The 20,835-nt window shown below is 72.4% G+C and carries 19 protein-coding genes and 1 tRNA gene; 9 read left to right on the top strand and 11 right to left on the bottom strand.

Annotation, left to right across the window (positions count from 1 at the left end; translation table 11 throughout):
* Nucleotides 1–65 precede the first annotated feature (65 nt).
* Nucleotides 66–1,256: a divisome protein SepX/GlpR gene (gene sepX, locus ACZ5ID_RS21840; RefSeq protein WP_468900389.1), complete on the top strand. Its 1,191-nt coding sequence runs from the start codon at nucleotides 66–68 to the stop codon at nucleotides 1,254–1,256.
* A 75-nt stretch (nucleotides 1,257–1,331) separates the two neighbouring features.
* Nucleotides 1,332–1,405: transfer RNA gene (locus ACZ5ID_RS21835), tRNA-Ala, on the top strand.
* A 151-nt stretch (nucleotides 1,406–1,556) separates the two neighbouring features.
* Here the strand turns inward: ACZ5ID_RS21835 and ACZ5ID_RS21830 are convergent.
* The 4 genes from ACZ5ID_RS21830 to ACZ5ID_RS21815 all read right to left on the bottom strand — a co-directional run bounded on the left by ACZ5ID_RS21830 (nucleotide 1,557) and on the right by ACZ5ID_RS21815 (nucleotide 4,389).
* Complete coding sequence (locus ACZ5ID_RS21830; RefSeq protein WP_468900386.1) at nucleotides 1,557–2,030, bottom strand: hypothetical protein; 474 nt, start codon at nucleotides 2,028–2,030, stop codon at nucleotides 1,557–1,559.
* A 5-nt stretch (nucleotides 2,031–2,035) separates the two neighbouring features.
* Entirely contained in the window at nucleotides 2,036–3,175 is a 1,140-nt protein-coding gene (locus ACZ5ID_RS21825; protein ID WP_468900383.1) for a hypothetical protein, read from the bottom strand.
* Nucleotides 3,175–3,783 carry a WXG100 family type VII secretion target gene (locus ACZ5ID_RS21820; protein ID WP_468900380.1) on the bottom strand — a complete coding sequence of 203 codons (609 nt, stop codon included), beginning with the start codon at nucleotides 3,781–3,783 and terminating at the stop codon, nucleotides 3,175–3,177. The genes ACZ5ID_RS21825 and ACZ5ID_RS21820 overlap by 1 nt, the downstream gene beginning before the upstream one ends.
* Nucleotides 3,784–3,906: 123 nt before the next feature.
* On the bottom strand, nucleotides 3,907–4,389 hold the full coding sequence (locus ACZ5ID_RS21815; protein ID WP_468900377.1) for a GNAT family N-acetyltransferase: 483 nt from the start codon (nucleotides 4,387–4,389) through the stop codon (nucleotides 3,907–3,909).
* Between the two features lie 58 nt (nucleotides 4,390–4,447).
* Here ACZ5ID_RS21815 and xth point away from each other — a divergent pair, with 58 nt between their 5' ends.
* Nucleotides 4,448–5,251 carry an exodeoxyribonuclease III gene (xth, locus tag ACZ5ID_RS21810; protein ID WP_468900374.1) on the top strand — a complete coding sequence of 268 codons (804 nt, stop codon included), beginning with the start codon at nucleotides 4,448–4,450 and terminating at the stop codon, nucleotides 5,249–5,251.
* A 74-nt stretch (nucleotides 5,252–5,325) separates the two neighbouring features.
* Here xth and ACZ5ID_RS21805 read toward each other — a convergent pair whose 3' ends face one another.
* From ACZ5ID_RS21805 to ACZ5ID_RS21790, 4 genes are all read right to left on the bottom strand, one after another.
* Entirely contained in the window at nucleotides 5,326–5,520 is a 195-nt protein-coding gene (locus ACZ5ID_RS21805; protein ID WP_468900371.1) for a hypothetical protein, read from the bottom strand.
* 110 nt (nucleotides 5,521–5,630) lie between these two features.
* Nucleotides 5,631–6,518, bottom strand: coding sequence for an SDR family oxidoreductase (locus ACZ5ID_RS21800; RefSeq protein WP_468900368.1), 888 nt, complete (start codon nucleotides 6,516–6,518; stop codon nucleotides 5,631–5,633).
* Nucleotides 6,515–7,435: an alpha/beta fold hydrolase gene (locus ACZ5ID_RS21795; RefSeq protein ID WP_468900365.1), complete on the bottom strand. Its 921-nt coding sequence runs from the start codon at nucleotides 7,433–7,435 to the stop codon at nucleotides 6,515–6,517. The genes ACZ5ID_RS21800 and ACZ5ID_RS21795 overlap by 4 nt, the downstream gene beginning before the upstream one ends.
* The gene (locus tag ACZ5ID_RS21790) at nucleotides 7,432–9,000 is read right to left on the bottom strand and encodes a flavin-containing monooxygenase (RefSeq protein WP_468900362.1); all 1,569 of its coding nucleotides are present in this window, start codon (nucleotides 8,998–9,000) and stop codon (nucleotides 7,432–7,434) included. Before ACZ5ID_RS21790 ends, ACZ5ID_RS21795 begins: the two co-directional genes overlap by 4 nt.
* Before the next feature lie 223 nt (nucleotides 9,001–9,223).
* On the opposite strand from ACZ5ID_RS21790, the gene ACZ5ID_RS21785 reads away from it, so the two are divergent.
* Nucleotides 9,224–9,844 carry a MerR family transcriptional regulator gene (locus tag ACZ5ID_RS21785; RefSeq protein WP_468900569.1) on the top strand — a complete coding sequence of 207 codons (621 nt, stop codon included), beginning with the start codon at nucleotides 9,224–9,226 and terminating at the stop codon, nucleotides 9,842–9,844.
* Between the two features lie 126 nt (nucleotides 9,845–9,970).
* On the opposite strand, the gene ACZ5ID_RS21780 is transcribed toward ACZ5ID_RS21785, so the two are convergent.
* Entirely contained in the window at nucleotides 9,971–13,258 is a 3,288-nt protein-coding gene (locus ACZ5ID_RS21780; protein WP_468900359.1) for a S41 family peptidase, read from the bottom strand.
* 154 nt (nucleotides 13,259–13,412) lie between these two features.
* On the opposite strand from ACZ5ID_RS21780, the gene ACZ5ID_RS21775 reads away from it, so the two are divergent.
* Both ACZ5ID_RS21775 and ACZ5ID_RS21770 read left to right on the top strand, forming a co-directional pair.
* Nucleotides 13,413–13,988 carry a TetR/AcrR family transcriptional regulator gene (locus ACZ5ID_RS21775; protein WP_468900356.1) on the top strand — a complete coding sequence of 192 codons (576 nt, stop codon included), beginning with the start codon at nucleotides 13,413–13,415 and terminating at the stop codon, nucleotides 13,986–13,988.
* Between the two features lie 97 nt (nucleotides 13,989–14,085).
* Nucleotides 14,086–16,308, top strand: coding sequence for an MMPL family transporter (locus ACZ5ID_RS21770; RefSeq protein WP_468900353.1), 2,223 nt, complete (start codon nucleotides 14,086–14,088; stop codon nucleotides 16,306–16,308).
* Nucleotides 16,309–16,403: 95 nt separating this feature from the next.
* Here ACZ5ID_RS21770 and ACZ5ID_RS21765 read toward each other — a convergent pair whose 3' ends face one another.
* Nucleotides 16,404–16,754: an SsgA family sporulation/cell division regulator gene (locus ACZ5ID_RS21765; protein ID WP_468900350.1), complete on the bottom strand. Its 351-nt coding sequence runs from the start codon at nucleotides 16,752–16,754 to the stop codon at nucleotides 16,404–16,406.
* Nucleotides 16,755–16,954: 200 nt separating this feature from the next.
* Between ACZ5ID_RS21765 and ACZ5ID_RS21760 the strand changes: the two genes are divergently transcribed.
* From ACZ5ID_RS21760 to ACZ5ID_RS21750, 3 genes are read left to right on the top strand one after another with little or no spacing between them, the layout of a single operon-like run.
* Nucleotides 16,955–18,016, top strand: coding sequence for an energy-coupling factor ABC transporter permease (locus tag ACZ5ID_RS21760; RefSeq protein ID WP_468900347.1), 1,062 nt, complete (start codon nucleotides 16,955–16,957; stop codon nucleotides 18,014–18,016).
* A gap of 1 nt (nucleotide 18,017) precedes the next feature.
* Nucleotides 18,018–18,779: a cobalt ECF transporter T component CbiQ gene (cbiQ, locus tag ACZ5ID_RS21755; RefSeq protein WP_406553313.1), complete on the top strand. Its 762-nt coding sequence runs from the start codon at nucleotides 18,018–18,020 to the stop codon at nucleotides 18,777–18,779.
* Nucleotides 18,755–19,561: an energy-coupling factor ABC transporter ATP-binding protein gene (locus ACZ5ID_RS21750; RefSeq protein WP_468900566.1), complete on the top strand. Its 807-nt coding sequence runs from the start codon at nucleotides 18,755–18,757 to the stop codon at nucleotides 19,559–19,561. Before cbiQ ends, ACZ5ID_RS21750 begins: the two co-directional genes overlap by 25 nt.
* Before the next feature lie 3 nt (nucleotides 19,562–19,564).
* On the opposite strand, the gene ACZ5ID_RS21745 is transcribed toward ACZ5ID_RS21750, so the two are convergent.
* Complete coding sequence (locus ACZ5ID_RS21745; RefSeq protein ID WP_468900342.1) at nucleotides 19,565–20,776, bottom strand: serine hydrolase domain-containing protein; 1,212 nt, start codon at nucleotides 20,774–20,776, stop codon at nucleotides 19,565–19,567.
* Nucleotides 20,777–20,835 lie beyond the last annotated feature (59 nt).

The raw sequence follows: 20,835 nt of genomic DNA, 5'->3' as shown, positions 1-20,835 counted from the left end.
AGATCGTGCGACACACCGGCTCAATTGGCGTATCCCCTCGCGCCCGTCCCTCTACCGTGTGGGGTGTGAGCAGCAGCGGCCTCATCTACGCAGTCATCGTCGGGGCCTGGGCCGCCTACTTGGTGCCGATGTGGCTCCGCAGGCAGGACGAGCTCAACGAGGCCCGTCCGACGGAGCGTTTCAGCACCGCCATCCGGCTGCTGTCCGGACGGTCGGCCATGGAGCGCCGGTACGCCAGGGAGCTCAGGCAGCGAGGTTCCGGCGACCCCGCACCCGACACCGACCCGGACGCGCCCACGGCGCTCCTCGGGGACCCCGCCCAGGGCGTCGACGTCCGGGACCTCGCCGTGCCGCGACAGCACCCCACGGGCACCGGGGCGCAGCGGCGCGGCGGACGTGAGGAGCCGCGTCCCGAGGAGGACCGCCCCGAGGTCCCGCACCCGGCCGAACCGCACCACGAGGTCCCTCGTCCCGAGGAGCGCCGCGGGAGCGGGCGCGGTGGTGAGGAGCGGCCCGGGGGCGCGCGCCAGAGCGACGGGCGCCGGGGCGTGGGCCGTTCCGCGGACGCCGCCGAGCGGGCCCGGCGCGCCCGGCGCAGCGCGGTCCTGGCGCGCCGACGGCGTACGACCGTGCTTCTCTTCCTGGGCTTCACCCTGGGCGCGATCGTGGCGGCGGTGGGCGGCCTCGGCTTCCTGTGGGCGCCCGCGGTCCCGGCCGTCCTGCTCAGCGCGTACATCATGCATCTGCGCGCCCAGGAGCGGCGGAGGTTCGCGTTCGTCATGGACCGGCGCCGTGCCGAGGCCGCCGCGCAGCGGCTGCGCGAGCGCCAGCCGCGCCGTCAGAGCGCCGCCCCCGCCGCCGCCTCCGAGCCCGACGACGAGCCGGAACCGCACCCGGCCCCCGAGCCCGAGCCCGTCGTCTCCCCGCAGGAGGCCGGCCGGCGCGCGCTGGTGGAGCAGACCGACCACGCCGAGTGGGTCGACCAGCAGCGCGAGCACGGCCCCGAGCGCGGCGACAGCTGGGAGCCGGTCCCGGTGCCGCTCCCCACGTACGTGACCGCCCCGGTCGCCCCGCGCGCCACCGGCAGCATCGACCTGGGCGCCCCCGACACCTGGTCCTCGGCCCGCTCCTCCACGGCGGACCCGACGACTCCGGCCCCGCCCGCGCCCCGCCGCCGCACAGCGCCGGGGAGCGGCCGGACGCCGCTCTTCGACCAGTACGCGGACGACGAGCGCCCCCGCGCGGCCAACGAGTGAGGCCCGTCTCGCTGACCAGCGGGGACCGGATTTCCAAGCACCCCCGTCGGGGTGCTAATGTTTCACCCGTTGCAAGGGCCTGTGGCGCAGTCCGGTAGCGCACCTCGTTCGCATCGAGGGGGTCAGGGGTTCGAATCCCCTCAGGTCCACAACAACAACCCACCGCGGGTTCACCCGCGAAGGGTGCACGAGATCCCGGTCAGACGGTCACCGTCCGGCCGGGATTTCGTCGTTTCCGCCCCCCCCCGGCATCCCGCCCCCCGGGGGGCGCCCGCCGCCCGCCCCCTGACGGGCCGTCCGTCACGGCTTGTCGCGGCGCAGGCGGAAGTCGGGGCAGACGTCGGGGTCGATGTCCTGGTAGAGGTCCGTACGGGTCGAGTCGGTGCCGATCGTGAGCTTGTCGAGGGTGTCGCCCTGGAGGAACAGGGTCGGCCGGGTGAAGTGCAGCCGCAGCAGCGCGCGGTCGGTGGACGCCGTGGCCGGTTCGATCTCCCAGGTGCCCGAGCCGGTGAACGTGCTGCCCAGCTTCGCGCGGTGGTAGTCGCCGGTGGGCCACTTCTCCGCCCGCATGGCACCGCCCTCGGACAGGGTCAGGCGCACCCCGTCGGCCTCGTGCGCCCCCTCGTAGCGGCCGATGAGCTCGCCCGGTGTGGCGGACTCGGCGGCGACCGGGACGCAGCGTTCCAGGGCGTCGGAACCGCAGGCGTTGAGCGGGGCCGCGAGGAGCGCCAGGGCGGCGGCGGCCCCCAGGGCGCGTCGGGAGTGGTGGGACACGGTGCTTACTTCCCTGCTGCCGGGATGCGTTCGGTCCAGGTCATCTGCTGTCCGACGGTGGAGAAGACGCCGTCTTCGCGGTTCGTCTTCTTCAGCCAGTCGTAGTAGCCGACGAAGTGGAGGAAGGACTCGTTGCTGGTCTTGTTGTTGAGCGTGTACTCGACGACGAGGGAGCCGTCGGGGTCCTGGCCCTTGACCGAGTAGTCCAGGGAGTACGAGCCGACGAACGCCTCGCCCAGGTGGTCCTCGTCGCCGGTGGCGATCGCCGGCAGGTCGGTGAGGACGAGCTTCTCCAGGGCGCCGATCTTTCCGCCCTTGGAGATCGAGTAGTTGACGGTGCCCTGGTCGTTCCCGTCCTTGCGCCAGTTGGCGAGGGTGTCCGCCCGGAGCTGCTCCATGCTGACACTGGACTTGATCAGCTCGGTCATCCGGTCGCCGTCGTGGTACTCGCGGTCCCGCGGCCCGCTGCCGCTGACCCAGTCCCAGCCGAGCGAGTACGGGTCGTCGCCCTGCGGTGCGGGGTGCGGGTCCTTGCCCCGCATCGCGAGGTCGAGCGCGTTGTAGTCCGCCTGGCTGATCGTCTGGGTGGTGTCGATGTTCGTGTGCTGCGGGGCGGTGTTGAACCAGTCGCCGAGGCCCACGTCCGACATGAGGGAGAACGCCAGGTTCCGGTCCGCGACGACGCCCCGCTTCACGATGTCGACGATCTCCCGCTGGGCGTCCTCGATGGCCTTGGCGTCCGCCGAGCCCTTCTCGACCACCGTGCAGACGCCGTTGACGACATCGGTGGAGACGACCCCTTCGGCACCGATGTAGAGCCCCTTGTCGCGGGCCCGGCGCACCGCGTCCTTCAGGTCCTTCTGTACGGCCTTGAGTTCGCCGAGCGCGTCGTCGAGGACGCCGACCGCCGCCTGGGCGACCTTGGCCGCCGCCTCGATCTGGCGCTCGATGTCGTCGATCATCCGCCAGGCGTACGGGGCGGCGGCGCCCTCCCAGTAGCCCTTGTCGCGCAGCGGGGTGAGCACCTCGTCGTGGACGCGCTTGGGCAGTTTGGCCAGGTCCGTGTGGGTCGTGCGCCACTGGTCGGCGAGCTTCTGGAGCGGGCCGAGGTCGGTGTCCAGGATCTCCTGGTAGAACGAGGGCACTACAGCCCCTCCAGCTTCGAGCGGCGCGGTGCGATGCCGCGGAGCGACTCGTCCACGGCGTGATCCGTCGTGTGGTAGTCCCGGGCGCCCACCCGCAGGCTCTCCGCGATGCGCGCCAGCCAGCCCGCCACGGTGCCGGCCTGCTTCTCCCACTGCGTGCCGGCCGTACGGATGGCCTTGGCCGACTCCCAGCCGTCCATCGCCGCCGACGCCTTCTGCGCGGGGTCCTCCAGCGCCGCGGCGGGCTTGGTGAAGGCCGTGTGGATCTCGTCCGCGCGGGCCGCCGCCGCGGTCAGGACGCCGGGCGCGATACGGAGCATGTCCTGCGGCGGCCCGGACGGCGACAGCGGCGGGTAGGGCCCGAGCCGGAAGTCGGGCGGGGCCCCGAGCGGGGGCCGGCCTCGGGACGGGTCCTGGAGCGGCGGCTTGAGGAAGGGCGAGCCGGCGACCGGCGGGGCCGGGCGCAGCGGGACCGGGGTGAGGGGGTCCACATAGCTGTCGGCGGGCGGCGCCTTGGTGACGCCGGCGGCCCATTCGGAGTGGTGCCGCTTCAGCTCGTCCGGCGACAGTGGCAGCTGGGACGGCTCGGGCAGTGTGTCGTCGCTCATACGTGATCCCCCGTGCGGTGCGCGTGCGGTCAGCAGCCTAACCGCTGGTGGGGGATGGGCTCATGACAAAGCCGGCCGGGGGCCGCCCGCCCCGTGGCCGCCCGTCCGGGCGGCCCGGTGGCATCACGGCAGCAGGGACTTGGCGTAACAGATGCTGCTGGGGTAGTGGCGGTAGTAGCCGAACTTCGGGCAGGGGGCGTAGCCGCTGGAGGCGTAGAGGGCGAGCGCCTCCGGCTGCCGGTCACCGGTCTCCAGGACCATCCGGGTGCGGCCCGCGGCGCGGGCGTCGTCCTCCAGGAGGGCGAGGATGCGCCGGGCCAGGCCCAGGCCCCGGGCCTGCGGTACGACGTACATGCGCTTCAGCTCGGCGTCGCCGTCCGAGTAGCCCTCGTCGTTCTCGTCCTGGCTGCGCCAGCCGCCGGTGGCGACCGGGCGGTCCTGCACGTCGTACGCGACCAGATAGAGGCCGCGGGGCGGCCGGAACATCGAGGCGTCCAGGGGCGTGGCGTCGCCCTCGTCCTCGTAGCGCTCGGCGTATTCGAGCTGCACCTGGTCGTTGAGCTTCACGGCGTCCGGGTGGTCGTACCCCCGTGTACGTATATGCATGCGGTAGAGCGTACTTCTATGCAGGCGATCACGGTGACCGGATGGATAGGGTGCGCGGGTGCTCACTGTTACCACTGTGAATGTAAACGGGCTTCGCGCCGCCGCCAAGAAGGGGTTCCTGGCGTGGCTGGCCGGCTCCGACGCCGATGTCGTGTGCCTCCAGGAGGTACGGGCCGAGCCGCAGCAGCTCACCGCCGAGGTGCGCGAGCCCGAGGGGTGGCACGTGGTGCACGCCCCCGCCGCGGCCAAGGGCCGGGCCGGGGTCTCGCTCTACACCCGCCGCGAGCCCGAGCGGGTGCGGGTCGGGTTCGGCAGCGCCGAGTTCGACGGCAGCGGCCGGTATGTGGAGGCGGACCTGCCCGGCGCCACCGTGGCCAGCCTCTATCTGCCCTCCGGCGAGGCCGGGACCGCCAAGCAGGACGAGAAGTACCGGTTCATGGGGGAGTTCCTGCCCTACCTCAAGGAGCTCCGCGCGCGGGCCGCGGCCGACGGGCGCGAGGTCGTCGTCTGCGGCGACTGGAACATCGCCCACCGCGAGGCCGACCTCAAGAACTGGCGCGCCAACAGGAAGAACGCCGGCTTCCTGCCGGAGGAGCGCGAGTGGCTCTCGCGCGTCCTCGACGCCGCTGACGGCGGCTACGTGGACGTGGTGCGCGGACTCCACCCCGACCAGGAGGGCCCGTACTCCTGGTGGTCCTACCGCGGCCGGGCCTTCGACAACGACTCGGGCTGGCGCATCGACTACCAGCTCGCCACGCCGGGCCTGGCGGCCCGTGCGGTCAAGGGCCATGTGGAGCGCGCCGCGACGCACGAGGAGCGGTGGAGCGACCACGCGCCGGTGACCGTCGTGTACGGGAACTAGGGCGGCGCCCGCACGGAGAAGCGGCGCGTCCCGGGCGACCCGGGACGCGCCACTTGCCGTTCGCAGGAGTGCGACTAGGCGTCGTAGTCCATGTCGAACTTGTCCTGCTGCTCCTGCGAGGCCCGCTGGGCCTCGTCCGGGAGCTCGCGGCCCTTCTGCTGGCCCTGGCGGGCGCGCTCCTGCTGCTGGTCCTTCTTGGAGCTCATCGCCTGCTTGCCCTTCTGCTGGGCCTGCTGCGCCTTGTCCTGGAACTGGTCCTTGATGCCCATCGAGTTCACTCCTACGAGGTTTTGAGGGGCCGGGTGCCGGGGCTGTTCCCTCGGCTCCGCCGGGCCTCGACCAGCGTGGCACGCGAGGACACAAGGCGCATTTCGATCAGTTACGGAAGGTCACGGAGCGTGCGTTCCCGCTCGTCGGCGGCGCCTCCCGCGCCCACCAGACCCCGGCTCACCGACCCGAGGCGGGGCTCGAAGCGGCGCATCTCGCGCTGTCCCACCGCCCCGATGACGGCCGGCAGGTAGCCGCGCACCGACTGCATCCCGCGCAGCCACCACTGGGCGTACACATGCGAGGAGCGGCGCTCCACGCCCGCCACGATCCGGTCGACGGCCGGACCCAGCGGGTAGGTGCGGTTGGACGGCCACGGCAGCCGCTGCCGCAGCTCGCGCATCACCTCGTCCCGGTCCGCCCCGCGCACCATGTCAGTGTCGGTCCAGGACAGATACCCGACCCCGACCCGTACGCCCTTGTGGCCCACCTCGGCCCGCAGGCTGTGCGCGAAGGCCTCCACGCCCGACTTCGACGCGCAGTACGCCGTCATCATCGGCGCCGGGGTGATCGCCGCGAGCGAGGCGATCTGGAGGAAGTAGCCCCGGCTCTCCATCAGGACGGGCAGGAAGGCGCGGGCCGTGACCGCGCCACCGATCAGGTTCACCTCGATGACGCGGCGCCAGGCGTCGGGGTCGGAGTCCACGAACGGGCCGCCCGAGGCGACGCCCGCGTTGGCGACCACGATGTCGACCTTGCCGAACCGCTCCTTGACCTCGCCCGCGACCCGCGCCATGGCCTCGTGGTCGGTGACGTCCGCGAACCAGGACTCGGCCTCGGTGTGCAGCCGCGCGGCCACCCGCTTCAGCTCGTCCGGCTCCAGGCCGACCAGGGCCACCCTGGCGCCGCGCGCCGACAACTTGCGCGCCAGCAGCTCGCCGACGCCCCGGGCCGCGCCCGTGACGACCGCGACCTGCCCCTCCAGGCTCACCCTGCTCATGCCACGTCCTCCTCGACGCTCACATACGTACGGACCAGTTCACGGAGGCGTTCCGTGATGACCTCGGGGGCCTCCAGCGGCGTCATATGGCCGACGCCCGTGAGTTCGGTGAGGCCCACGCAGTCGGGCAGCGCCGCCGCGATCCGGCGGGCGTGCACCGGCGGGGTGAGCCGGTCGGCCGTGCCCGCCACCACGGCGGTGGGCACCCTCAACTCCCGTACCCGGGCGTCGATCTCCAGCCCGGCCAGCACCTGCGACCAGGCGTACCGGGGGCCCCGGGCGCAGCCGTGCACGATCCTGGCGCACGCCTCTATGCGCTCCGGCGCGGTCCCCGGGCCCATCGTGGCGTACCGCAGGACCTTCTTCGCCACCGGTGTGACGGGGCCGAGCGGGGCCCTGGAGCCGAGGACGGCCGCGGTGAGGCGGGTGCGCAGCCGGCCCGGCCGCAGCGGCACCACCAGCGACTCGGCGACCAGCCGGGAACTGCCGGTGGAGCAGAGCAGCACCGCCGCCGCGTGCTCGCGAAGCGCGGGCCGGCCGGCCGCGGCCATCAGCGTCATCCCGCCCATGGAGTGCCCGGCCAGCACCGCCCGCTCGCCCGGGGCGAGGGTCGCCTCCAGCACCGCTTCCAGGTCGTCGGCGAGCGCGTCGGCGGAGCACAGCGGGCTCGCCGCCGTACGGCCGTGGCCGCGCTGGTCGTAGACGACGACCCGGTGGTCCCCGGCCAGGGCGCGGATCTGCGCGGCCCAGAAGGCGGTCGAGCAGGTCCAGCCGTGGGCGAGGACGACGGCCGGGGCGCCCTCGGGCCCGTGCACCTCGACGTGCAGCCGGGCGCCGTCGGCGGAGACCGCGGTGAGCGTACGGGTGGGCTCGGGCGGCGCGAAGGGGCCCGAGGTGACGTGCGCGGGGCGTCTCACGAGGCCACCGCCTCGGGGGCGGTGGGGTTCGCGTCCGGCTCGCGGGCGCCGCGCGGTGCGGCCGGGGCCGGTTCGGCGGCTACGGCGCGGACCACCTCGTACTCCCCGAGGTCGACCTCGCGGGTCGCCCTGCGGAACTCGCCGGTCGTGCCGGGCCAGATGGTGGTGTTGCGGCCACTGGCGTCCAGGTACCAGCTGGTGCAGCCGCCGGTGTTCCACACGGTCCGCTTCATGCGCTCCTGTACCCGCCGGTTCCAGGCGCCGACGGCGGAGGGCCGGGCGGCGAGCGCCACGCGTCCGCCCAGCACGTCCAACTGCCGCAGGTAGTCGGCCATGTAGCTGAGCTGCGACTCGATCATCAGGATCATCGAGGAGTTCCCCAGGCCCGTGTTGGGCCCGATGATCGTCATCCAGTTGGGGAAGCCCGCGGCGGTGGCGCCCCGCAGCGACTCCATACCGCCCTTCCACGCCTCCGCGAGCGTGTGGCCCGCCGCGCCGACGACGCGGTCGGCGATCGGCATGTCCGTGACGTGGAACCCGGTGCCGAAGATGATCGCGTCGGCCTCGGTCTCGGTCCCGTCGGCGGCGACCAGGGTGGAGCCGCGCACCTCGCTGAGCCCGGAGGCGACGAGGTCCACATTGGGCTGGGCCAGCGCCGGGTAGTACTCGCTGGACAGCAGGATGCGCTTGCAGCCGATGCGGTAGTCGGGCGTCAGCTTGGCGCGCAGGGCCGGGTCCTTGATGGCCCGCGCCATGTTCCGTTTGGCCAGCGACTCGACGAGGCCGAGCTCGTTGGGACGCTTGGTGAAGGCGCTGACCTGCAACTCCCTGATGCCCCACAGCAGTCCGCGGCGCGCGGCCCCGGTGAACGGCAGCTGCCGGTGCAGCCAGCGCTCGGGTGCGGTGATCGCCCGGTCCATCCGCGGCATGACCCACGGCGGGGTGCGCTGGAAGAGGGTGAGGGTGCGCACCTGTGGCTGGACGGCCGGGACGATCTGGATCGCGGAGGCACCGGTCCCGATCATGGCGACGCGCTTGCCGCGCAGGTCGTAGTCGTGGTCCCAGCGCGCGGAGTGGAAGACCTTGCCGGGGAAGGTGTCGAGCCCGGGGATGTCCGGGATCTTGGGGTCGGAGAGCGGTCCGGTCGCGGAGACGACGACATCGGCGTGCAGGACGCTGCCGTTCGCGCACTCGATCACCCAGTACAGCCGCTCGCCGTCCCAGCGCATCAGCGTGACCTCGTGGTCGAGGCGGATGTGCGGGCGCAGCCCGAAGGTGTCGGCGACGTGCTCCAGATAGGCCCGGATGTGCTCCTGCCCGGAGAAGGTGCGCGGCCAGTCCGGGTTGGGCGCGAAGGAGAAGGAGTACAGGTGCGACGGTACGTCGCAGGCGCATCCGGGATAGCTGTTGTCCCGCCAGGTCCCGCCGACCGCCCCGGCCCGCTCCAGGACGACGAAGTCGGTGACGCCCTCCCGCCGCAGCCGGACCGCGGCCCCGAGGCCGCCGAATCCGGATCCGATCACCGCCACCCGTACGTGCTCGGGCTCGCGCTCGTGCTGGACCATGCCACCGCCTCCATGCAGGACGTCTGTGCGGAGAGTCTGAAAGACGCGAAACACTGCCAGTAATCACTGGCACAGTTGGGAGAGTAGAGCAGCGGCATACCGAGCGGTAGGGGTCCGCCGGGGAAAGTTACCGGCGGTACAACATAGGCTGGCGGACGTGGCAGACGCAGGAGTGGGGAGCGGGGACGGGGGCGGCGTTCCTGGCGGGCCCCGGGAGTACCGCATGGAGGAGCTGGCCGCCGAGGCCGGCATCACCGTACGTACGCTGCGGTTCTACCGGGAGCGCGGGCTCATCCCGCCACCGCGCCGCGAGGGCCGGATCGCCTGGTACGACGAGCGCCACCTCGCCCGGCTGCGCACCATCGCCGCCCTGCTGGAGCGCGGCCACACCCTCTCCGGCATCGCGGACCTGACCACCGCGTTCGAGTCCGGGCGCGACGCGGGCGAGGCGCTCGGGCTGGTCGAGCCGACCGAGGAGACCCCGGTACGGCTGACGCCCGAGGCCCTCGCCGACCACTTCGCGGGCGAGGTGACCCCGGAGAACCTGGCGGCGGCGCTCGACCTCGGCTACCTCGCGGTCGACGGCGAGGAGATCGTCCACATCAGCCGCCGGCTGCTCGACGTGTCGGCCGCGTTGGTGCGCGAGGGCATCCCGCTGGCCGCGGTCCTGGCGGCAGGCCGGGAGGTCCGCGCCCACGCGGACGCGCTGGCCGCCCTGTTCGTCGACCTGCTCCACGCCCACGCCTCCAACCAGGAGGTGTCCCGGCTGCGCCCGCTGGCCAAGCATGTGGTGGAGGCGGAGCTTTCCCTGGCGATGGATCGCCGCATGGCGGACGAGTCCTGATCGGCGCGTTCTTCGTCTGAAGGCCGTGCCGGGTTGCTCGCGCAGTTCCCCGCGCCCCTGAAATGCCGCTGCGCGGCATCCCCTGGGCGCCCCGGAGGGGCGCATTCAGGGGCGCGGGGAACTGCGTCACCGCGGCGGCAGCTCCGGCCGGCGCCGGTCCGGGGCGCCCGTGTACCCGGGCGGCATGGCCGCAGGCGTACCGTGCAGCAGGTCGAGCGCGAGGCGTACCGCGTCGTCGAGCTGGGCGTGCCGGCCCTCCGCCCAGTCCAGCGGGGTGCGCAGGATCTCCAGGTCCGGCTCGACGCCGTGGTTCTCGATCGACCACTGGTAGCCGTCGAACCAGGCCGCGTTCATCGGCACGGTGATCACCGTCCCGTCCCCCAGCGTGTGGCGGCCGGTCATCCCGACCACCCCGCCCCAGGTGCGCTGGCCGACCACCGGGCCGAGGCCGAGCAGCCGGAAGGCGGCGGTGATCATGTCGCCGTCGGAGGAGGTCGCCTCGTCGGCCAGGGCGACCACCGGGCCCCGGGGCGCGTTCGAGGCGTAACTGACGGGCTGCGCGTCCCGGGTCAGGTCCCAGCCGATGATCTTGCGGGTGAGCTTCTCGATGACCAGCTCGCTGATGTGGCCTCCCGCGTTGCCGCGTACGTCGACGATCAGCGCCGGGCGGGACATCTCCAGCCGCAGGTCGCGGTTGAACTGGGCCCAGCCCGAGCCACCCATGTCCGGGATGTGCAGATAGCCGCACTTGCCGCCGCTCAGCTCCCGTACCACCGCACGGCGCTTGGCCACCCAGTCCTGGTAGCGCAGCGGGCGCTCGTCCACCAGCGGGACGACCGCGACCCGGCGGGAGCGGCCCCCGCCCTCGGCGGGCCGGAAGGTGAGTTCGACGGTGGTGCCGCCCGAGCCCGCGAGCAGTGGGTAGGGGCCGGCCACCGGGTCCACCGGGCGGCCGTCGACGTGGGTGAGCACCGCGCCCTCGCGGATACCGGTGCCGGCCAGCGGGGAGCGGGCCTTGGAGTCGGAGGAGTCGCCGGGCAGGATGCGCCGGACCATCCAGCCCTCCTCGCGGTGGACGAGGTTGGCGCCGAGCAGCCCCTGGGGGCGCTGGTAGTGGGGCGGGCCCTCGTTCCTGCGGGCGGCCGAGACGTAGGCGTGCGAGGTGCCCAGCTCGCCCAGTACCTCCCGCAGCAGATCGGCGAACTCGTCGGGGGAGGCGACCCGTTCGACCAGTGGGCGGTACTGGTCGAGGACCGCCTTCCAGTCGATGCCGCACATCTGCGGCTCCCAGAAGTAGGCGCGGATGATCCGGCCCGCCTCGTCGAAGGCCTGGCGCCACTCCGAGGGCGGGTCCACCTCGTGCAGGATCCGGCGCAGATCGAGGTAGATGGTGGAGTCGGTGTCCCCGGACTCGGTGGCGGGCACGGCCCGCAGGTCGCCCTCGTCGACGACCACCAGCCGGCTGCCGTCGCCGCTCACCGCGAACCAGTCGAGGTGGTCGACGAGTTCGGTCTTGCGCGCCTTGGTGATGTCGAAGTGCTCCAGGGTCGGGCGCCCCGAGGTGTCCGCCGGGTTGGCGAAGGTCTCGCCCAGCGCCCCCGAGATCGGCCAGCGCAGCCACACCAGACCGCCGCCGGAGACCGGGTGCAGCGCCGAGTACTTGGAGGCCGCCACCGGGAACGGCGTGACCCTGCTCTCCAGGCCCTCCACCTCCACCGTGACCGTGCCGTCGCCCGACTCCTCCAGCGGATCGAGGCCGCCCGCGGCCGGGCGCCCGTCGGGCAGCAGCGCGAAGGGCGAGGGGGTGGCCGAGGAGAGCGGGACCAGATACGGGCGGCAGCCCAGGGGGAAGGAGAGGTCGCCGGTGTGGACGTCGTAGACCGGGTCGAAGCCGCGCCAGGACAGGAACGCCAGATAGCGGCCGTCCCGGGTGAAGACCGGGTTCTCGTCCTCGAAGCGGCCGTTGGTGACGTCCACGATCACCCGGGCGCCGGGACCGGCGATCCGGGCCATCTTGATCTGGCGCAGCGAGCGGCCGATGCCCGGGTGCGACCAGGTCAGCCAGCAGCCGTCCGGGGAGAACGCCAGGTCGCGCACGGGCCCGTTGATCGAGCGGATCAGCTCGGTGACCTCGCCCCCGGACTCCTCGGTGACGTCGATCAGCAGCAGCCGGCCGTCGTGCGAGGCGATGGCCAGGCGCTCGCCCTCCGCGTCCGCGATCAGCTCCTGGACCCGGCCGAGCTCGCCGGAGGCCAGCCGCCTGGGCTCGCGGTCGCCGCTGGCCCGGGGGAGGTAGGCGATCTCCACCGCGTCCTCGCCGTCCGCGTCCGTCACGTACGCCACCTGGCCGCCGGTGCCGAGCATCTCGGGCAGGCGCACCCGGACCCCGGCGGTGTCGGTGATCGTGCGGGCGGGGCCGTCGCGGTGGGTGAGCCAGTACAGGCTGCCGCGCACCACGACCGCGCTGGCCCGCCCCGTGGTGTCGACCGACAGCGCGTCCACATGGCTGGCGGCGGGCACCTGGTACGTACGCCGTCCGGCGCGCGGGCCGCCCAGGCGCACGTCCAGGCGGCGCGGAACGGAGTCGGGGGTGAGCGCGTCCACGATCCACAGGTCGCCCGCGCACTGGTAGACCACCCGGCGTCCGTCCGAGGAGGCGTGCCGGGCGTAGTACTCGTCGTGGTCGGTGTGGCGGCGCAGGCCGGAGCCGTCGGGCGCACAGGAGTAGAGGTTGCCGACGCCCTCGTGGTCGGAGAGGAAGGCGATCCGGTCCCCGACGAACATCACCGAGTCGAGGTGGCCGCCGATGTCCGGCAGGAGGCGCTCGCCGTGCAGCCACAGCCGGCCCATGGCGCCGCCCCGGTAGCGCTTCCAGGCGGCGGGCTCGTGCGGCGGCTTGCCGGTGAGCAGCAGGGTGCGGCGCTCGCCGTCGAGGTCGGCGCAGGCGATGTCGGAGACCGGGCCCCAGGGCAGCCGCCCGCCGGGGGAGCCGTCGGTGGGGACGCTGTAGGCCCAGGAGAAGTACGAGAAGGGCTGGCCGTGCGAGGAGACGGCCAGGATGTGGCCGTCCGGGGTCCAGCCGCAGACCCGGGTGTCGGGCGAGCCCCAGTAGGTCAGCCGCCGGGCCGGGCCGCCGTCGACCGGGGCCAGATGGATCTCCGGGTCCAGGCTGCGCCAGGTCGTGTACGCGATCCGGGAGCCGTCGGGGGAGAACCGGGGGTGGCTGACCTTGGTGCGGTCCACGGTGATCCGCCAGGCCCGCGACGGGCGGTGGCCGGCCGGGACGAGCGGGGCGACCCACAGGTCGTCCTCGGCGGCGAAGCAGAGCAAGTCGCCGTGCAGATGGGGGAAGCGGAGGTAGGCGCCGTCGGTGACGGGCGCCGGCTGCTGGTCGTCCTCGGGTGCGTCGCTCACTCGTCAATGCTTTCCGCGCTACCGGGGTGCGGCAACTTATGGAGCCCTCACAGTTGTGGCACAGAACACAAGCGAAACGGTTTCGTTTCGATCAGCGCCGGCGATATCGTCGGAGGAGTACGAAACCGTTTCGTTCGGATGGGAGGTCGAGAAGATGGCAGGCAGGCTCACCGCCGAGCGTGAGGCGGAGCTGTACGAGTCGGTGCTCGACCTGCTGCGCGAGGTCGGCTACGACGCCCTGACGATGGACGCCGTCGCCGCCCGTACCCGCTCCAGCAAGGCGACCCTCTACCGTCAGTGGGGGAACAAGCCGGAGCTGGTCGCGCGGGCGCTGCGGCACAACAAGCCGGTCGCTCTCCACGAGATCGACACCGGCTCGCTGCGCCGCGACTTCCACGAGCTGGTCGGTCTCGAGGACGACTGCAAGCTGGAGAAGGACTCCGCCCTGATGCGGGGTCTGATGCGCGCCGTCCACGACAACCCCGACCTCCACCAGGCGCTGCGCGAGGTGCTGATCGAGCCGGAGATCACCGGTCTCGACCAGGTGCTGCGGCGCGCGGTGGACCGCGGCGAGGTCCGCGCGGACTGCCCCGCGCTCCCCTTTGTCGTACACATGCTGGTCGGCGCCTTCGTCGCCCGGCAGCTCGTCGAGGACCGGCCGGTCGACAAGGCCTTCCTCGGAAACTACATCGACGCCGTGGTCCTCCCCGCCCTCGGCGATCCCGTCTAGCTCCCCACCAACCTGCCCCACCTGACGTACGCCGCTCTCGTCGTCGGGCTGGTTATCCACGCCCTGTAAGCCAACGACCGACCGGGAGTACGCCCTCGTGGCCACGTTCCTCTACCGACTCGGCAGGTTCGCCTTCCGGCGCCGCCGCTATGTCGCCCTGGTGTGGGTGGCGCTGCTGTTCCTCGCAGGATTCGGCGCCGCGTCCGCCTCCACTCCTTCCGCCAGCTCCTTCTCGATGCCCGGCACCGAGGCCCAGAAGGCCTTCGACCTGCTGGAAGAGCGCTTCCCGGGAGGCAGCGCCGACGGCGCCACCGCCCGTATCGTCTTCAAGGCCCCGGCCGGCAAGAGCATGAACGACCCGGCCGGCAAGGCCGAGGTGAACAAGGTCGTCGCCGAGCTGCCCAAGGGCTCGAAGCAGGTCGCCTCGGTGACCGACCCGTACCAGGCGAACGCCGTCTCCAAGGACGGCTCGACCGCGTACATATCCGTGAAGTACAAGGTCAACGGCATGGCCCTGGAGGACAGCGACCGCAAGGCGCTGGAGGACTCCGGCAAGGCCGCGCAGAAGGCCGGGCTCACCGTCGAGATCGGCGGTGACGCGCTCCAGGCCAAGCCCGAGACGGGCTCCGGCGAGATCATCGGTGTGGTGATCGCCGGCATCGTGCTGATGATCACCTTCGGCTCGCTGATCGCGGCCGGCCTTCCGCTGATCACCGCCATCATCGGCGTCGGGATAGGTGTCTCCACGATCACCGCGCTCGCCAACGTCCTGGACCTCGGCAACACCACCTCCACGCTGGCCTCGATGATCGGCCTCGCGGTCGGCATCGACTACGCGCTCTTCATCGTCTCGCGCTACCGGGCCGAGCTCCGCGAGGGCCGCGAGCGCGAGGAAGCGATAGGCCGGGCCGTCGGAACGGCCGGTTCCGCGGTCGTCTTCGCCGGTCTGACCGTCGTCATCGCGCTGTGCGGCCTCGCGGTCGTCAACATCCCGATGCTCACCAAGATGGGTGTGGCCGCGGCCGGTACGGTCGTGATCGCGGTCCTGATCGCCCTCACCCTCATCCCCGCGGTGCTCGGCTTCGCGGGCAAGCGCGTCTTCGGCCGCCGCACCCGCAGGAAGATGGAAGCGGGCACGGCCGGGACGCCCGGCGAGACCAAGCCGAACATGGGCACCCGCTGGTCCAGCTTCGTACTGCGCAGGCCGATCTGGGTGCTGCTCGCAGGTGTGATCGGGCTCGGCGCGGTCGCCATCCCGGCCGCCTCCCTGGAGATGGGTCTGCCCGACGACGGCTCGCAGCCGACCTCGACGACCCAGCGCCGCGCCTACGACACGCTCTCCGACGGCTTCGGCCCGGGCTTCAACGGCCCGCTGATGATCGTCGTGGACGGCGCCGGGGCGTCCGGCGGTGCCAAGGCTGCGGCCGACCGCACCTCCGACACCATCAAGAAGCTGCCCGACGTCGCCGAGGTCATGGCGCCCGCCCTGAACAAGGCCGGCGACACCGCGACCATCACGGTCATCCCGAAGTCCAAGCCGTCCTCCACGGAGACCGAGGACCTGGTCCAGTCGATCCGGGACGCGGGCAAGGACATCCGGTCCGAGACCAAGGCCGAGGTCCTGGTCACCGGCGCGACCGCGATGAACATCGACTTCTCCAAGCGCATGAACGACGCGCTGCTGCCCTATCTGGCGCTCGTAGTGGGCCTGGCCTTCCTGCTCCTGATGGTGGTCTTCCGCTCGGTCCTGGTCCCGCTCAAGGCGGCCCTGGGCTTCCTGCTCTCGGTGGTCGCCGCCCTCGGCGCGGTCGTCGCGGTCTTCCAGTGGGGCTGGCTCGGCGGGCTCTTCGGGGTGGAGAACCCCGGCCCGATCATGTCGATGATGCCGATCTTCATGGTGGGCGTGGTCTTCGGTCTGGCCATGGACTACGAGGTCTTCCTCGTCACCCGGATGCGCGAGGCGTTCGTCCACGGCGAGCGTCCCGGCCAGGCGATCGTGACCGGTTTCCGGCACGGTGCCCGGGTGGTCACGGCCGCCGCGGTGATCATGATCGCGGTCTTCTCCGGCTTCATCGGGGCCAGCGACCAGATGATCAAGATGATCGGTTTCGCCCTGGCGATCGCGGTCTTCTTCGACGCCTTCGTGGTCCGGATGGCCATCGTCCCGGCGGTGCTCGCGCTGCTCGGTGCGAAGGCCTGGTGGCTGCCGGGCTGGCTCAACAAGATCCTGCCCAACGTCGACGTCGAGGGTGAGGGCCTCAAGGCCCACGCGGCGAAGGCGTCCGACGGCGACGACGACCGCGAGCTCACGCGCGTCTGACCCGCGGAACCCCCCGCTGACGCGGTGAGCCGGCCCCTACGCATCACGCGTAGGGGCCGGCTCTTTCGTTGCGTACCTCCGGCTACGCCGGACGACTAGGGCCGTCCGCTCGGCGTGGGGGTGGCGCTGTAGGTGCGCCGCAGGAAGCGGACCAGGGGCGCGCTGTCGAACTGGACCACCGCTACTCCGTCCGGGGAGTGGAACTCCAGAACGGTCTGGGCCCGTCCGCAGGGCCAGACCACGATGTCGCCGCGCCGGGTCGGCCCGCGCAGGCCGGCCTCCAGGAGCGACCGCGGAAGGACCCACTCGTTGCCCCCGGGGAAGGTGAAGCACACGGTCAGGGGGTCCGCGGCGGGGTCGTAGCGCAGGGCGACCGGAACCGGGCGGTGGTGCGGCGCGTCCGAGACGATCCTCGCGCGGGCGTGTTCCTCGACGGCGGGGGACATCAGTCGCTCCTCACACTCACTCTGCGCAGTCCTTCGTGCGCTTTGACGTTAAATGTCCCATATTTCCGGGGCGTGCGGGGCGCGAGAACCGTTGGTAAATCTCCGGCATGCGCTCTTGCGACTCATTCGCAGGTGCACGACTATCATCGAGCGGTTCATTCGAATGGTTCCAGCCATCCAGGCCCCAGCGGAGAGCACCCATGCATGTCCCGGACGGATTCATCAACGCCCCCGTCTCCGCGGTAGCCGGAGTCGGCGCGGCGACCGCCATCGCGGTCAGCCTGCGCGGGGCCCGACGTGAACTCGACGAGAAGACGGCCCCGCTCGCGGGTCTGGTCGCGGCGTTCATCTTCGCCGTGCAGATGCTGAACTTCCCCGTGGCCGCCGGCACCAGCGGCCATCTGCTCGGCGGCGCGCTCGCGGCGATACTCGTCGGCCCGTACACCGGCGTCCTCTGTGTCTCCGTCGTGCTCCTCATGCAGGGCATCCTCTTCGCCGACGGCGGCCTGACCGCGCTCGGCGTCAACATCACCGACATGGCGATCGTGACGACGGTCGTGGCGTACACCGTCTTCCGCGGCCTGGTGAAGGTGCTGCCCCGCAGGCGGAGCTCCGTCACCGCGGCCACCTTCGTCGCCGCCCTCCTCTCCGTCCCGGCCGCCGCCCTCGCCTTCACCGCGATCTACGCGGTCGGCGGCACCACCGACGTTCCGCTCGGCAAGGTGCTCACCGCGATGGTCGGCGTGCACGTCCTCATCGGCATCGGCGAGGCGGCCATCACCGCGCTCACCGTGGGCGCGGTCATCGCCGTACGGCCCGACCTCGTCCACGGGGCCCGCGGCCTGCACGCCCCGCTGAAGCTGCGGATCGGCGGCGAACTGGTCGACGCCCCCGCTCCCGAGCCCGTACCCACCGGCGCCCGGTCCACGCACAAGGTCCGCGCCGCCTTCGTGGTCGCCGCCCTGCTGCTGGCCGGTTTCTTCTCCTTCTACGCCTCCGCCTCGCCCGACGGCCTGGAGAAGGTCGCCCACGACAAGGGCATCGACACCCAGGAGAAGAAGCACGCCACCGAGGACTCGCCGCTCGCGGGCTACTCGGTCAAGGACATCGGCGACGACCGGGTGGCCACCGGCCTCGCGGGCATGATCGGCGTCGGTGTGACGATCGGCGTCGGCAGCGGGATCTTCTGGGCGGTGCGCCGCCGCCGCGGCACCGCCGCCGAGGCCACGCCCACCTCCGTCCCCGAAACGGAGAAGGTCTGACATGGGTGCGGGCCACGCGCACAAGCTCTACCGGCAGGACGCCTCACCGGTCCACGACCTGCCCCCGCACTGCAAGATCGCGGCCGTCTTCCTCTTCGTCATCGTGGTCGTCTCGACCCCCCGCGAGGCCGTCTGGGCCTTCGGGCTCTACGCGGTGCTGCTCGCCTCGGTCGCGGCCACCGCCCGGATCCCCGCGCTCTTCCTGCTCAAGCGCCTGCTGATCGAGATCCCGTTCGTGACGTTCGCGGTGCTGATGCCGTTCGTGGTGCCGGGCGAGCAGGTGCACGTGCTGGGTGTGTCGATGAGCGTGAACGGGCTGTGGGGCGCGTGGAACGTCCTGGCCAAGGGCACGCTCGGGGTCGCCGCCTCGGTGATCCTGGCGTCCACCACGGACCTGCGGGCCCTGCTGCTCGGCCTCCAGCGGCTCCGGCTCCCGTCCCTCCTGGTCCAGATCGCTTCGTTCATGATCCGCTACGGTGACGTGATCACCGACGAGATGCGCCGGATGTCGATCGCCCGCCGCTCACGCGGCTTCGAGGCGAGAGGGCTGAAGGCGTGGGGCGTCCTCGCCAAGTCGGCGGGCGCGCTCTTCATCCGCTCCTACGAGCGCGGTGAGCGCGTACATCTGGCCATGGTCAGCCGCGGGTACGCGGGTTCCATGCCGGTCATCGACGATGTGACGGCGACCGGTGCGCAATGGCGTTACGCGGCGGTGCTCCCCGCGTCGGCTCTGGTGATCTGTCTGTTGGGGTGGACTCTGTGAACACGTCGGTGACCTCTTCCGGTCCTTCCGTTCCTCCCGCCTCCCTTGAGGTGAGCGGGCTGGCCTTCGCCTACCCGGACGGCCACCAGGCCCTGTTCGGGGTCGACCTGACGGTGGCGCGCGGTGAGCGGGTCGCGCTGCTCGGCCCCAACGGCGCGGGCAAGACGACCCTGGTCCTGCACCTCAACGGCATTCTCGTCGGCGGCGCGGGCTCGGTGAAGGTGGCCGGGCTGCCCGTGGAGAAGCGCAACCTCGCCGAGATCCGCCGCCGGGTCGGCATCGTCTTCCAGGACCCCGACGACCAGCTGTTCATGCCGACCGTCCGCGAGGACGTTGCGTTCGGCCCGGCGGCGTCCGGGATGCGCGGGGCGGAGCTTGAGGCGCGGGTGCGTACCGCGCTGGAGCGGGTGGGGATGGCGGAGTACGCCGACCGCCCCCCGCACCACCTCTCCTTCGGCCAGCGCCGCCGGGTCGCGGTGGCGACGGTGCTCGCGATGGAGCCGGAGATCCTGGTCCTGGACGAGCCCTCGTCCAACCTGGACCCGGCGTCGAGGCGCGAACTGGCCGACATCCTGCGGGCGCTGGACGTCACCGTGCTGATGGTCACGCACGACCTCCCGTACGCCCTTGAGCTGTGCGGCCGTTCGGTGATCCTCAGCGGGGGCACGATCGCGGCGGACGGGAAGACGGCCGACGTCCTGGCGGACGAGGAGCTGATGCGCACCCACCGTCTGGAGCTGCCGTTCGGCTTCGATCCCAGGGCGGCGGCGGCGAAGGCGTAACCGCTACGGGGTGATGGCCTCCCGGACCGCGCGCACCAGGGCCTGGGCGCGCGGGTCGGCGGTGACGCCCTTCTGGTGGCCGTTGGTGACGTAGCCGAAGGCGATGCCGGACTCCGGGTCGGCGAACCCGAGGGAGCCGCCGCGGCCCGGGTGCCCGAAGGAGCCGGGGCCCAGGAGCGGGGACGCGGGGCCGTGGAGCATGTACCCCAGTCCGAAGCGGGTGTTGACGACGAGGACCCGGTCCGGGCCGCTCGACTCCTCGGTACGGGCGAGGGCGACGGTGGCGGGCGCGAAGAGCCGCCGTCCGTCGACGTCCCCGATGGTGGCGGCGTAGAAGCGGGCGAGGCCGCGGGCGGTCGAGATGCCCGCCGAGGCGGGGAGTTCGGCGGCGCGGTAGGCCGGGTCGTTCTCGTCCGGGAGCGGGTCGATGGCGCCGAAGGCGCGGCGGGTCAGCGAGCCGGGGTCGGCGTAGGCGGCGGCGACGGCGGGCTTGGGGCGCAGGGTGATGCCGGCGGGAGCGTCGGGTGCCTGCACGGGACCCACGCGCCCGACCCGCGGTGTCTCCTGAGCCGGCAGCCCGATCCAGAAGTCGGCGCCCAGCGGCCGGGCGATCTCCTCGGCGACCCAGCGGCCGATGGTGCGTCCGGTGACGCGGCGGACGAGTTCGCCGAGCAGCCAGCTGTACGTCTGGGCGTGGTACCCGTGTTCCGTCCCCGGCTCCCAGAACGGCGCCTGCGCGGCGACCGCGACCGCCCCCGACTCGCCGTCGGCGGCCTCGGCCGGGGTGAGGGGCCGGTCGAGGGCGGGGACGCCGGCGCGGTGGGAGAGGAGGTGGCGGACGAGGGCGCGGTCCTTGCCGCCCGCCTTGAACTCGGGCCAGTACGTGGCGACGGGCGCGTCCAGGTCCAGCTGGCCCCGCTGGTGGAGGAGGAGGGGGACGGCGGCGGCGACGCCCTTGGTGGCGGACCGGACGATCTGGGCGGTGTCGACGGCCCACGGGGCGTGCCCGTCGACGTCCTTGGTCCCGCCCCACAGGTCGACGACCTTCCGGCCGTGCCGGTAGACGGCCACGGCCGCGCCGTGGTCGCCGCGGTGGGTGAAGTTCCGGAGGAAGGCGTCCCGGACGGGTTCGTACCCCGGGTCCGTCGATCCCTGCGCGTCCACGATCCGCTCCTGTTCGTGCCGGCGCCGGGGGGTCGACGCGTGTCGGTCCATTGAACGTGGTGGCGGGGGAACGTGTTCCCCGGGTCCCTGTTTTGGCCGGGGGTTCGTGT

The organism is Streptomyces sp. NPDC031670 (assembly GCF_055580545.1).
This window is presented reverse-complemented; position numbering and strand designations above follow the sequence as displayed.